The organism is Crocosphaera chwakensis CCY0110 (genome assembly GCF_000169335.1).
Lineage (GTDB): Bacteria > Cyanobacteriota > Cyanobacteriia > Cyanobacteriales > Microcystaceae > Crocosphaera > Crocosphaera chwakensis.
The window spans coordinates 1-12,608 of the sequence record NZ_AAXW01000094.1; the positions used below are offsets into that span (position 1 = coordinate 1).

A 12,608-nucleotide genomic window follows, 5' to 3' on the forward strand; every position below is an offset into this window, starting at 1 on the left:
TCTTGCTTTGGTTCAGCAGAAATTCCTAACATTTCTTGAGAAACTTCACTTCGAGATGGTGGTAAATAAGAGACAAGCTCCTGAAAGTTTTGTTGATTAGCTTCTTGGTTAGAAGCTAAAATCATTCCTGTTTCTAACCATTGCTCAAATTTCGTTTTTTCCATTACTTTTCTACTTTTTACTATGAATATCTTATATAATAATCTATAGCACGGATTTTTATAGAGTATTTAAGAAAAATTGATAAAAATAAGGGTCAATTTCTAATACTTTGTCATAAGAAAATATTAAGAATATTAATCATATTAGTTTTTTATCATTTCGTCAGAAAAAAGAAAGTTTACAAAATACGATAAAACTGGAAGGGTCAAAGTTACTATCATTAAAAACATAAATAAAATTATATCAGCTATAATAGTTGGGGACAGTTGATTGTAGATATCTACCAAAATTTGATCATCAGAATTTGATACTACAAAATCAAAATAAATATACAAAAAATGTTTAAGATTAATTATATAATCAGGCTCAAATCTTATTACTCCTAATAATTGCCATGTTTCTAAAAAAATATCTTGATTAGAAAATAATAAAAATGGAAAACTTAATAGTAGTAGTGGTAAAAAGGCAAAAATAGTAAAGCTTAGGAAGTAACTAGCAATTGTTGGGAAAATGAATAAAAATATTAAACTAATTATTAAAGATAAACCTCTTAGTAAATAATTTTTTACAATAACTTTTTTTATAATGACTTTTGTTTTTTTCTCTACTTGATCTATTTTTTCTTCGTATTCTAAAGGAGTCCAGCCAAAATCTAAAGCTCTTGATATCAAATTAGTTTGAGAAAAAAGATTATCTGATTCATTAATTGAGATTAATACCTCAGAAGCATTAATTAGATTGTCTTCTGATAGCATCTCAGGGGTTATTCTCTTATCTAAACGTAAGCCTCGCACAAGTTTTAGTCCATCTGAGGGTTCGATTAATTGTTCTAAAAACCTAGTTTTCATTATTTTTATTTATCACGAAATTTTAACAAGTGATTACCATCCCAGTTTATCAAACAAAATAAATTTTCCTAATATTATTACTAAAACTTTTATCAGGAATTTCAAATAATTATGGCATTTCAAAGTTATCAAAACATTTTTTTGTCTTCGATCACAGTCAGCTAACCAGTTTCCATACTTGATGCCAGCTAAAAGCATATTAGCTAAAAGGAGAATAGTTGCTAATAATAAAAGAGGAAAAAACTCATTTCGTAATATTTCTCCCCATTCCGAATATACAATGAACGAGAAAATAACTGAATGCCCTATGGAATAAAGCCAGAGAAAAAATCCCGATTCTAATAAATGGTCTAAAATACTTGGTTGAGAGCGAGGTCTTATCATATTACAAACTAAACTGAATATTTAGGTTGATTAGAAATACCATCAATTAAAAAAGCACTACTAGATAACTCTTTAATAGGCTTAGCTTCTTGTCTTAGTTTTTCTAATAAGACTTTCGCATCTGCATCAGTTTCAGAATTGATTTTTAAATGAGCAATTAATTGGTTATATATATCTTCTGGTAGAGAAATATGCACTTTCTTATCCCTCAAACTTTCAATTAATTATAACATCAATCTCCCTTTTTGTATATAGGTTTGTTTAATTTTATTCCTGATTTATTAAAAATGTATTATAATAAATAATGAAAAAATCACCGTTAAAAAATGAATAAAATCAACCAAGAAAGTGCTAAGTCCGTTAATTCAGAAGCCTCTCAATTACTACTAAATATGTTTCATGAACTGTCAGAGGATATTTATTGTGCTGGATGGTCAGCAAATATTGAATTTTATTTATGGGAAATAACTCTCGAAACAGATAAAAATACCTCGACTTTTTTACGAGAAAATCTTAAAGACTATCAAATAAAAGAACTAAGTCGATTATCTAATCTTTGCCAAGGATGGTGGGTTTGGAAAGACCCACAAGGTGAAACTTTTGTATCTTTAGATGAAATGGGGCAGTTGTACAAAAACTGGAAAAACTTTCGTCCGAAGGTTACTCCAATAATAGAAGATGATCCAGAGAATTCCAACGGGATAATGTATAAACTTAGACAAATCAAACTGTGAATGAATTCTCATAATTTCCCTCTATTAAAAGTGCCGAATACGCTAATTTTCGAGAAAGTGGGATAGGAAGAACAACGGAAGTTGGTTTCTATCCTCCTAATCCTTGGGTTTTCTACGATATGTTCGGAAATGTCATAGAATAGTGCAGTTTGCACTTCGATGATATCGATTACAGTAAAACTTTATGAAAAGGCAACCCACCCCAAAATGAATGGGTTGCACCCTTATGCGGTGGGGATTGGAATAGTAGTTACAAAAGATGGGATTTTCATCGCATTGATGGGTCTTATGCTGATCCGACGACAAGTTCAGTAGATGGTAAATTTCTTTTCAAACATATCGGTTTTAGAATTCTTAAAAGAGTCTGAAAAACCTAAATATCTTGAATAACTTGAATGTGTTTTAGAGTTGCTAAATCAATCAAAAATTCATAATCCTCGATTGCTTCATCAGAAGCATCATTAATAATTGGCAAACCATGCAAAAGATAAAAAATATTGAATAATTTTTTCTTCCCAATCAACAAAACCACTATCAAAATTAATAAAATCAAAGGGAAAAGAGGAATAAAAAAAAACTCGAACTTATATTTTTCTTGTTTTTTTAATTCTACTACTTTGAGCCAATCGATATATGTTAGTTCAGATATCCGACTGAAGATGTCACAAAATACATCATCATCTGAAGAATATCTATACATACTCTGTATTTCTCTATCTTCTGGGTACAATTTAGATAAAATTGGAATCATTTTATATCTAAAATTATCTTCTAAATACTGATGATTATTATACTCTAAAGTTTTAACCAAAGCTTTAGAACTACTTGGTAGGTTTTGATAAAGTTTTTGAAGATTTAAAGGAATATTTTGTTTAGTAGTAGATATCATTTTTCTTTTTATCAGTTAGTTTAATTAATTATTATATAATTAATTAAACTTTTCCGCACTCTAATCTTAAAATCAAAGTGCGGGAAAAAGTTAGGAAATTTCCTGATAAGTTCGACCTTCTACAAAGCCACTAGAAATATAATGCTCGGTAGCAGATTTTGCACTCAAACCATAAGCATCTCGAATGTCTGCATAATTTTGTAGATACTGTGCTGCATCAAAACTATGCTGATCTCTACCTTCTGCTGCTCCCACTAAAAATTAGGTAATGATTTAACGCAGCCTCCGCATCATAGCCAAAAGCTTGTATCAAATCACGGTGAGAAGCAAGATAACGATATTCATCAAATTAATCAATTTTATTGACTGCTAATCAATCAAGGTTCCCCAATCTTCTAATAAAATAATAATAAACCAAGATAGTTCCGCTTTTCTAGAGGCTTCTACTTTAGATAATCCTAATTCTAGATATTCGCAAAAAGTCTCAATTTTGTTGTTTAATTCTATATCTGGCTTAAACAAACCTTGTTCTAAAGCAAGCTGAAAACCGTTATTAATCTTTATTGCTGCTACTAGATCAAATTTTCTAAACCCTATCAGAACAAAATGCAATTTTCTAATAATATTAACTTTACCTCGCTCAATATTAATATGACACCTTACGCCCTGAAAACAGTAAGAATTTATTGAACCTCCAGCTAACTCTAATATAGTGCGAAAAACCACATCATTTTTTATATTTTTATCAAAACTTACACTATTGCAGCCATCCCAATCACCCCTCAAATTAAAGGCTATTTCTTTGGCTATCATAGAAGACTCAAATAATAAATTTCTCATTTTTATTATCAACGAAACAATTTGTTTTATACATATCCATACATAAATCTGGAAAACCTGTCTCCTCAAAAGATTTTAGCATTTCCTCTTTAGATAAACTTACTCCTGACATATTTCTCAGTCCTAACTCAGTAATAGTTTTTAAGATCAAAGTCCGATCTTTTGCTTTTAATTTATTAAATTGTTCGTTGTTATCAATGAACAATAAGTTATTCATACTTTTTCTAACTGGTTATGTTTTAGATGTCAAAAAATTTCTGCTCCAATAATTGGGTTTGATTGCGAATATATATTATCTCTAATTTCTATAAATATACTATTAACTAATCTTTCATTCCTTGAGCTTAACTGTTCATTGGAATTTAATTGGACAGTTAATTGTGAAAATTTTTGGTCAATTTCTTTAAAGTTAATATCAGAGTTTTCTAGTAATTGAACATCATCTTTACAGTCTAAGTAGTTTTGTTCAATTTCACTTACCTAAATAATTTTAAATGGTGGCTGATTTTGGGTTAATATTTCTTGATAAACAGAACGCACTAAATCTTGACTAATTTCTCCAGTTGTTACTAACTCCGTCAAAACCCTTCCTTTAAGAAAGTCTATCATTTCACTATTAAGTTTTTGAAGTTCTTGAAAAGAACAGGAGGACTTAATCGTGCTATTGACCTGAAACTCAATATTAGAAAACTTGCGATTTCTCATGATTTAATTGTCGAAAAGCTTTCTTATATTTTATCATGAAATGCTTTTAAAAGCTAGTTTATATGCAGTATAAAAAGACATAAAAACTTATCAAGAACCTTGATAGTTCTCTTAATAGGAGTATTTAGTATCATCAGTAACAGTTTGTGTCTAGGAACTCTAATAATAGGAAATAAGTTCTTAGCGAGTTAGACCAATAATCTTTGAGTGAAAAAAGGTCAAGCTATTGCAAAATTAAAAGCAGCAAAAAAGCGATTAGCCCACCCGTGACAAACGGCTTCGATTTGGTCTAAATGCTGGACTACCTTTTGTTCAACCGCTTTAATAAACTTACTAGCAGCTTCTCCATCGATGAAGTTGCGAGCAGGGGATTCAAGACGTTCTAAGACCCGTAACGCCCATCGCACCACATCGGGGTCATCTTTGGGTAAAGGCTCTTCAGAGGCTAACCATCGCTCGAATAATTGATTGCGATCGCTTAAGTCAGGGTTAGCATAAGTGTAATGGCGATCGCCTCTTTCTCCAAACCGGCCTAATCGCTTAAGCTTAAATATACCCAAAGGTTTTAGCAACTTCTTATAGATGACCATCGGGGCATCGTCAAGTTTAATGGTGATATGAAAGACATCTCTAATGATGTGTGCATACTGTTTAGATTTATGTGCCAAACGTTGAATATCGGGGTCATCTTGATGCACTTGTGTTTTATGTAAAAGTGGTAAAACTGCTAGAAAATCTAACAGATAAATCTTTTGAGCGTAATTAAAACGGTTAAAGTCAGGGGAAAATAGGCATCCTTGTCCTTCAGTTAAAAACTTCTCTAGCCGATGACGTTCTTTTCTACTCAAATAAGGTCGTCCAACGGTAAGGTAATAATGCAACCTTAGCCCACTGTAGACTCCAGTTGACTCAAGTGCTACGAGTTCTGGGGAAACATCTTCAACATTATATTTTCTGCAAATATAAGTTTTTTCTAAACGGGCCCGGTCTTCTCTAGTGCGATTTTGGCGACGGGATAATTCGGAGAATTCTCTGTCATTAAGGATAGAAACGCTGCTAACGTAACGATGATGAGCCGAACAGTTATTAAAGGATATCTGTTTAAGTTCAGGTTTGATATCTTTAGCTTGTTGGGTTTTTTGTTTCTTGAATTCGTTGGGGGGTAACTCCTTATCGTGGTAACGGTTAATGGCTATATCAATGATGGCAAGATAAATTTGCTGTGCCATAAACCATGCTTGGTTAAACCGATTTACCTCTGGGATATCGGATGTAGTTTCATTGTCCTCCTGGTCTTTAATAGTATGGTTTAAATTTTCCAGGGCGAAAACAGGATCAAGGTATTGTCCCCCGACAGCTTCTGTGACTCCATCAACCTCATGAATAGAATGCCCTTCTGCTGCTAAATAATCTAGCACCGATGCACGGTAAGATATCATCCCTAAATTAATTCTAATTGCCATTCGCGCCCAACACCATAAAGCGCGGTTTTGGAATTCTGTATTAATTCCGTTAATTTCGTACTCTTCAGTTTCAAGTAATAACTGGATATGTGCAAGAGTTTTCTCTTTTTCTTTGGTGAAAAGTTCTTTGACATTAGTTGTCCCGTTACCAATCTTATTAAACCCCACTTTAGACACCCACAGATAACGGGGGATATTTTCTCTGACCCTAGCTAAAGTCTGACAGACGGCATTATCACTCGTCACCCCACAGGCTAGTCCCCAAACCGAGGTAAAATGACCTCTTAAATCAATACTGACTCCTGTTTCGATGGCCGACGAGGAAATTACAATGTCATATTCATTGAGAACCTCATTGATGCGTTCGATGCACCCAAAAGCAGGATGTTCAGGATCTCCGAGGCTTTCACTGTCAATGCGTAATATTTTATGGTCAGGAAAACGCTCTTTTAGTTTAGTTTCGATATTAGTCGTTCCAAAGATGCTTTCTTTTTTCTGCCCGGAAAGACAAATGAATGGTTTCCCACCCCGTTCAATGTGTTCGATGAGATCGGCCACTAATCTTTGACAGTTGGGTTGATTATAGTTGATAATGTCCCATTTTTCCGCATCAGTAATGGTAGAAGCGTCATAGGGCTGGTGAATAATATAAGGTTCTGGGGGTTTCTCCACTAGGCTCCGAATGTAGTCGAGGCTGACATCACTCAAGTCTGCATCAGCTACTAACAACTGACCTCGTTTGGAACCAAAAACCACTTGTAATAATTCTTGGAAATTTCTCAAAATCTCGACTCGATGATGCTTGATATCGGTGTCGGCTGAGAGTAAATGCCAAACAAACTGCTCAATTTCATCGATGATAACTAAGGCATCAGCCCATTCATGAGGTCTAAACCTGGCCTGTGAGTTTTGGCGTAATGAATCTATACATAACCCGTACCCTAATTTTCCCCCAGTTTCACTGCTACGAAACCCATTCACATTATCAATGCCAAAGCGATCGCATAAATTAGCTACCAATTGCCGTCGGTGGGACAACACTAACACTGTTCTTCCTTCATAGATAGCTTCAGCGACAAGATCCTCCATTTGGTGGGTTTTTCCCCGTCCTTTACGAGCTTTTATCCCAATCAATTTGATGACATCGGGAATGTTTATTTGAGGAAGATAGCGTAAAGTCGGGTCTATCTGTACAAACACTTTGTAACTTAACTGCTTGAGACGGGCAACTTTCCACAAAGCTATACTTTTGGCTTGCTCGTATGCTTCATCAAAAGCTTCTACTCCTTTAGCAACTATAAGATCATCAACCCCTTTGTGTTCATTGGACCATTCAATGACTTTACAAGTACACCCCTGTTCTTCTAAAAGTTTGGCTGTTTTCTCGATCGCCTTGTTCACATTGGTAATGGTCTTAATTTTATTATCAGAGTCAAACCCAAAATAAAACTCTCTTCCGAGTTGTGCTAAGACTTGCAGTTGAGGAATAAGGTAAGGTTTTCCTGTTTTCTTACCAGCTTCATCCTTTGGCTGTCTGTACCCGTTGTAGATTCCGGGGGAAGCGATCGCACAATATCCGGCACTCAATAACGCCCCTGCTTTTTTGGCTCCTTCTGTAATAACAATGGGAATTTCAGGATGATCTATTACCCACTGCCAAAATTCGGCTTCTTCTGGAATTTGTATATTGTACCGGTCCGCGATGGCTTCTGCGATCGCCCTTGGCACTCTCAAGGCAAATACTTCTGTCGGAACCTTGGGGGGATGCTCATATTTGATGGGCTTTTGTTTACGTTCAGTAGGATGAGGATCAAAGCCATCGTTTTTAGTGACCATCCTCGGTTTATCAGGTTTAAAGCACCCCCATAGAGATTCATAACCAGTCAGTAAATCGATTCCATTGCAGTACCAACCACCCAGTTCCCAATGTTCACAGCGACGCAAATATCCTGCTGATAACCGCCCATCGTTTCGTCTGGGTAAATCGTCACTGTACAAAAGTTGTTCGTGAGGGTTAGTTCCTGACAGCGATCGCACATTTAAGCCCACGATCTCTGGGTCTACACCCGAACCTTGTACCCATTCGGTGAAATGCTTTTCTTCGATTCTGTAGTTATTCATAATTGTTGCAGAGATTGATTGCAGAGATATTTTTTGGCATGACAAACTAGAACCGCCCATAAAGACAGTTCGACATGGAACATCCGTCGCCATTCGACGATATTCAAACGTAAAGTTTGTTAGAGATTGATCATTAATCAATTTCTAACAATATTCAAAGCCATACAGCGATAGCTGTAGCTAATTAATCAATTTTCGAGTAATTTAATAGCTCTGCTCTTGTGAGTCTTGATTAACCCTTCAAAAAGCAGAATTATTCGAGATTATAATTTGTCGACTAAACATAGGTATCCTGTCCCAAAATTCTGTTAGCCAAAATTTTGAGCAAAAAATCCTCTATCCCACGAATATAGTGCTAGAATATTTCTAGTGGTGGGTTAAAGATTTTAACCTTTTTCAGAAGCCAATTATAATCTCGTCATCTTTTCACCTCCTTCTTTGAATGGGGTGAATCGTCAAGAAACAACTAAAGAACCCGTTTCCGCGAAACGTCGTCCATCAGCTTGTCAGGGCTAAAAGGGGACGGCGATTTTGCGTTTGGGGGGACTTTGTGATTTTCTGTATTTGATTCACATTTACTACCTGGGTAAACCGGGCTTCTCTAATGATACCCCGTAATCACCCTGAGAGAAGAACAAAATTGCTAAAACTTGATATTCTCCCAGGATAGAGATATGGGGGGTTTTCTATATCCGTTGAGGAAAAGATGAACCTCAATGAATACTAATTGCCTCAATTAATATTAAGCAATCAGAGAAACCGTGATTGAAAAAATAGAGAACTACAATGGAGCAATAGGATACAAACTACTCGATTTAACTAAATTATTGATTAGTAACTTTACGAGATAGTTCCTAATGCACATATCGTACCGTACTTAGTACGAAAAAGTCAATACAAATGTATAAGTATTTTTGTTCTTAAATTAATCTTAACCATAAAAAAACACCACTTTATTGTGGTGAAAAATATATTAATGAAAATTTTTTTAGTCTTTGGTTTGTACTGAATTTAAAGTAGAGCTTTGTCGTCTTCTGAGGAACAGGGTTTCTGTACTTACAGCACACAACAAACTTACAGCGATTAAACTACCCCACGGCAATAAAAACCCTTCTTGAAAGAAAAATATCAATCCGACTAACATTTCCAAAGCTGCTATAAAAATATCCCAATCTCTCGACCATTGGCTATTGTGAATTCTGAGATAATATGTTGACAAACCTAATAAAAAAAACATAATTCCGACAACATTTAGAAGATTGAGAGAGGTCAAAATATCCCAATCTTTTTTAAATGATTGAATTATGTTATAGATTAGTTCTTGTTTAATCACTTTTACCTCCTAATTTTGTTTTTGATTATTCTAAATAATAACAAATAACTATATTTTCGGGTAGATTATCTTGAGAGATTTTTTTGTATTGAAAAGACTCAGAAAAAGGAATAACCAAAACTTTGTCTCCACATTGTAAAGTTAAAGAACGAGATATTAAAATTCGACTTTTTCTTCATTGGACAAATCAATTTGTAAAAGTTCCATCCAAAAAACTGTAGCACAACTGCCTAAAATTAAACCAGGAATAATATAAAAAATGCCTAAAACGATAAAACTCAAAATAAAAGATTCTGGCTCATCAAGAACAAAATCACTGGGGTTACAATTTTTGTTATCTATAACTTCCCAATAATATATAAATCCTGTCCACAAAATACATCCAGTAATGATTGTAGACAAATATAAAAACTTCATCGATTGCTCCATCGATAAACCCCCAGTTACATCACCATAAACATCAAAATCTTCTTTTACACTTTTTTGGATAAATTCTAGTATTAGAGCAAAAAAAGTAATTATCCCTCCCGACAAAAGAATGTAACTAATACCTAACATAAATTGATCCCAAAAAGTAGGAATTGCTTCTTTTATTTGTTGAGGAGAAAGTTGCGAACATAGGGATCTAGTATCAAAATCGAACCCTAGAATATATAATATGCCATAATTAGAGAGAAAAGACTACAAAGAGTAGCGAAAGTAAAGAATATTGCTCTACCAGATTCCGTATTTTGATAAAAGATTTAAGTATTAATTTTGAGTTTTTCATGGATAAAAAAAAGTAGATGTTTCCTAATTCTTTTTTTCAAGACTTTCAAGAACTAATTTTTCTACGACTTCGATTGTTTCTAAAAGAGACTTAGAAGACCCATAGGAAGCATAATAATTATCATTTCTCAAATCCCAAGGAGATACAGCTATAACAACATCCCAACCCAGAGGATTAGAGGAAATTTTTATACTCCATCCTTTGCTAGTTAGTTCCTTAATTTTTTGTTCTAACACAATAAATCCTCTATTTCTAAAAAGTTAAACCATCAAGTTATCTAGGAAAGTCTAGAGAACGCGAGCGCATTTCTACAATTAACCAAAGAAAACGGTAGAACAAACCCAAACCCAAAAATACTAATATATTAAATAAAAGTTCTATGTCAAGAAAACCTGAGATTATTATTAACAAAAAAGTTAAGATTATTCCACTTAACAGGAATTTGTTTTCTGTTCTGCCTATCCAATAATCATTAAGCATCTGAGGGCAGAAAAAAGTATCTATTTTTATCAAGCATTTTGCTAAACATAGCCAAAATAACATTTCTTTTTCATTTATTTTAATAGCTGATAGTATAATCTTAGAAGAACTTATTATTAATGAGTCAAAATAAATGAATGTTCCTTTTTTGGCAACATGAACAATATTATTATTACGTTCTACCACGAAATGTAACTCTAAATCTTCGTATTTTTTTTCTAAGTAATTTGAGTATTCACTAGCTACTTTTTCATTGAAGAAAATTAATTTAGTTGAATCATTTTCTTCGTAAACTACAAATGGTGGTAGTTGGAATTTGAAAATCTTGTAGGGTCTAAAGTTATCTTTATTATTATATTTCCAAAGCTCATCAGGGAAGTTTTTGTAATCATAATCTAAAGCTTTCTCAACAATTTTTATATCTTTATTAAAAGTTAGTTCAGATAAACGAGTAAAGGATTTGTAGACGAAATACCAAGTAGATTCATCAAAAACTCTTAAATTATCTTGCATTAATGCTCTATCAAGTTTCTGATGCTTTCTGAGAGTTTCTATACCTTGCTGGTAAACAGTATCTAAATAATTTTCTACTTCCTTAGTATAGAACGACAATTTAGTGACATCTCTATTGAACAAGGTAGCTAAACAAAATAATAAAGATTCGGTGTAATTAAGGGTTTTAATTTTAGTTTTCATGCTTATATATCCAATTAATAATCAAGGTTTCATATTCATTAATTTTATTGTTCATTTTAAAGTCAAGAAAATCTGAATATTTTTCTAAAAAATGAATTAAATAATCCCAAATAATAAATTTAGCCAAACTATCATTTTTTACTTTTTTCGGAGCTAATAGCCACAGTAAATATCGTTTGAATTTTTGGAAGGTCACGTTACGAATACCCTCTTTTCTCCAGTATCTGAATTCTAACTCTTCTGCAAGAGAAAATTCAATGAATGTAAACTTTGTTAATCTGAATTCATCTTTCCTGTACGCTAGTTTAGCTGGTTCAGAGACAGATTTTTCTATTACTGCTTTAACTAACTCGTTAATGTTTCTAGCAGCTATTAGGGGTCGATTCTCTAGTCTCCATGAATAAATGTTATCAATATCTTTGAGTAGTTGATTTAGTTCTTTGGTAATTTGAGAGTAATCATAATCTAATATTTTTTGTGATTGAAAGGAATTAAATTTAACCATTTTTATTTTGATTAACTATTATTAAAAATTTTCAATTTAATAACTAAGTTTATTTTTCTACAAGCGATCGCAGTTAATAACCTCGTCTTCAGAAAACTCGAAGTTACCTGTTATTTGAGCTACATCTTTTGAATCTATGCTAAAAAATTGATCGCCACATTTTAGCTTAAGCGAATCTTGTTCTTCTAATTTTTCTAAAGTTAACTCAGACAAAGAAAAAGTTTGGTCTGGGTACTGAGAAAAATTGACAAAAACTGTAGTTTCGTCTTTAGCAATACCTTCCAAAATTAACCAACCAAAGCTAAATACTAGAAATAAAACTGGTATCATACATCCTTCTTTCAACATAATGGTTTCCTCTTGAATTTAGTTTTATGATTTATTTATTGTAATTGATTATTAAACTAACTATTTCCAACATTTTAGTATCTTCTATCAGCCTTTTTTCTACTTAATTAGAATTTTAATTAACTGACAAATATATCCTAGCAGACTTCTTTGATTACGACAATTAAAATATTGAATAAAGCTACTAGGGGTCGATTCTCTAGTTTCCATGAAAAAATATTATCAACCTCTTTGAGTAGTTGATTTAGTCCTTTGGTAATTTGAGAGTAATCAGAATCTAATATTTTTTGCGCTTGGAATGAAATGAATTTAGCCATAATAATTTTTCTAT

General features: G+C 33.0%; 15 protein-coding genes and 1 pseudogene. 1 reads left to right on the forward strand and 15 read right to left on the reverse strand.

The window, feature by feature from the left end:
• Nucleotides 1-305: 305 nt before the first annotated feature.
• The gene (locus tag CY0110_RS26120) at nt 306-1,010 is read right to left on the reverse strand and encodes a hypothetical protein (RefSeq protein WP_008278655.1); all 705 of its coding nucleotides are present in this window, start codon (nt 1,008-1,010) and stop codon (nt 306-308) included.
• Between the two features lie 392 nt (nt 1,011-1,402).
• Nucleotides 1,403-1,591 (reverse strand): hypothetical protein, encoded by a 189-nt coding sequence (locus CY0110_RS26130; protein WP_008278657.1) that lies wholly within the window; start codon nt 1,589-1,591, stop codon nt 1,403-1,405.
• Between the two features lie 129 nt (nt 1,592-1,720).
• Here CY0110_RS26130 and CY0110_RS26135 point away from each other — a divergent pair, with 129 nt between their 5' ends.
• Nucleotides 1,721-2,128: a hypothetical protein gene (locus CY0110_RS26135; RefSeq protein ID WP_008278658.1), complete on the forward strand. Its 408-nt coding sequence runs from the start codon at nt 1,721-1,723 to the stop codon at nt 2,126-2,128.
• Between the two features lie 373 nt (nt 2,129-2,501).
• On the opposite strand, the gene CY0110_RS26140 is transcribed toward CY0110_RS26135, so the two are convergent.
• The 13 genes and pseudogenes from CY0110_RS26140 to CY0110_RS26195 form a co-directional block, all read right to left on the reverse strand.
• Nucleotides 2,502-3,017: a hypothetical protein gene (locus tag CY0110_RS26140; RefSeq protein ID WP_008278659.1), complete on the reverse strand. Its 516-nt coding sequence runs from the start codon at nt 3,015-3,017 to the stop codon at nt 2,502-2,504.
• Between the two features lie 90 nt (nt 3,018-3,107).
• Entirely contained in the window at nt 3,108-3,272 is a 165-nt protein-coding gene (locus tag CY0110_RS30250; RefSeq protein WP_008278660.1) for a hypothetical protein, read from the reverse strand.
• Nucleotides 3,273-3,386: 114 nt separating this feature from the next.
• A complete protein-coding gene (locus tag CY0110_RS26145; protein WP_157464664.1) occupies nt 3,387-3,830 on the reverse strand; it encodes a hypothetical protein in 444 nt (147 codons plus the stop codon).
• Between the two features lie 7 nt (nt 3,831-3,837).
• Nucleotides 3,838-4,074 carry a hypothetical protein gene (locus CY0110_RS26150; RefSeq protein WP_008278662.1) on the reverse strand — a complete coding sequence of 79 codons (237 nt, stop codon included), beginning with the start codon at nt 4,072-4,074 and terminating at the stop codon, nt 3,838-3,840.
• 263 nt (nt 4,075-4,337) lie between these two features.
• Entirely contained in the window at nt 4,338-4,562 is a 225-nt protein-coding gene (locus CY0110_RS26155; protein ID WP_008278663.1) for a hypothetical protein, read from the reverse strand.
• 218 nt (nt 4,563-4,780) lie between these two features.
• Entirely contained in the window at nt 4,781-8,146 is a 3,366-nt protein-coding gene (locus CY0110_RS26160; RefSeq protein ID WP_008278664.1) for a plasmid replication protein, CyRepA1 family, read from the reverse strand.
• Between the two features lie 988 nt (nt 8,147-9,134).
• Nucleotides 9,135-9,479: a Ycf66 family protein gene (locus tag CY0110_RS26165; RefSeq protein WP_008278665.1), complete on the reverse strand. Its 345-nt coding sequence runs from the start codon at nt 9,477-9,479 to the stop codon at nt 9,135-9,137.
• A 156-nt stretch (nt 9,480-9,635) separates the two neighbouring features.
• Nucleotides 9,636-10,037, reverse strand: a complete 402-nt coding sequence (locus CY0110_RS26170) for a hypothetical protein (RefSeq protein ID WP_008278666.1) — start codon at nt 10,035-10,037, stop codon at nt 9,636-9,638.
• Between the two features lie 234 nt (nt 10,038-10,271).
• Nucleotides 10,272-10,484 (reverse strand): hypothetical protein, encoded by a 213-nt coding sequence (locus tag CY0110_RS26175; protein WP_008278667.1) that lies wholly within the window; start codon nt 10,482-10,484, stop codon nt 10,272-10,274.
• A 37-nt stretch (nt 10,485-10,521) separates the two neighbouring features.
• The gene (locus tag CY0110_RS28185; RefSeq protein ID WP_008278668.1) at nt 10,522-11,424 is read right to left on the reverse strand and encodes a hypothetical protein; all 903 of its coding nucleotides are present in this window, start codon (nt 11,422-11,424) and stop codon (nt 10,522-10,524) included.
• Nucleotides 11,414-11,929 (reverse strand): hypothetical protein, encoded by a 516-nt coding sequence (locus CY0110_RS26185; RefSeq protein WP_008278670.1) that lies wholly within the window; start codon nt 11,927-11,929, stop codon nt 11,414-11,416. Before CY0110_RS26185 ends, CY0110_RS28185 begins: the two co-directional genes overlap by 11 nt.
• 57 nt (nt 11,930-11,986) lie before the next feature.
• Nucleotides 11,987-12,277 carry a hypothetical protein gene (locus CY0110_RS26190; protein WP_008278671.1) on the reverse strand — a complete coding sequence of 97 codons (291 nt, stop codon included), beginning with the start codon at nt 12,275-12,277 and terminating at the stop codon, nt 11,987-11,989.
• Between the two features lie 137 nt (nt 12,278-12,414).
• Nucleotides 12,415-12,608: pseudogene (locus CY0110_RS26195) on the reverse strand (hypothetical protein); the annotation flags it as partial.

Coding starts and splice junctions, on each gene's coding strand:
- CY0110_RS26120 (WP_008278655.1), bottom strand. CDS start 1,010: ATGAAAACTAGGTTTTTAGAACAATTAATCGAACCCTCAGATGGACTA.
- CY0110_RS26135 (WP_008278658.1), top strand. CDS start 1,721: ATGAATAAAATCAACCAAGAAAGTGCTAAGTCCGTTAATTCAGAAGCC.
- CY0110_RS26140 (WP_008278659.1), bottom strand. CDS start 3,017: ATGATATCTACTACTAAACAAAATATTCCTTTAAATCTTCAAAAACTT.
- CY0110_RS26145 (WP_157464664.1), bottom strand. CDS start 3,830: ATGATAGCCAAAGAAATAGCCTTTAATTTGAGGGGTGATTGGGATGGC.
- CY0110_RS26150 (WP_008278662.1), bottom strand. CDS start 4,074: ATGAATAACTTATTGTTCATTGATAACAACGAACAATTTAATAAATTA.
- CY0110_RS26155 (WP_008278663.1), bottom strand. CDS start 4,562: ATGAGAAATCGCAAGTTTTCTAATATTGAGTTTCAGGTCAATAGCACG.
- CY0110_RS26160 (WP_008278664.1), bottom strand. CDS start 8,146: ATGAATAACTACAGAATCGAAGAAAAGCATTTCACCGAATGGGTACAA.
- CY0110_RS26170 (WP_008278666.1), bottom strand. CDS start 10,037: ATGTTAGGTATTAGTTACATTCTTTTGTCGGGAGGGATAATTACTTTT.
- CY0110_RS28185 (WP_008278668.1), bottom strand. CDS start 11,424: ATGAAAACTAAAATTAAAACCCTTAATTACACCGAATCTTTATTATTT.
- CY0110_RS26185 (WP_008278670.1), bottom strand. CDS start 11,929: ATGGTTAAATTTAATTCCTTTCAATCACAAAAAATATTAGATTATGAT.
- CY0110_RS26190 (WP_008278671.1), bottom strand. CDS start 12,277: ATGTTGAAAGAAGGATGTATGATACCAGTTTTATTTCTAGTATTTAGC.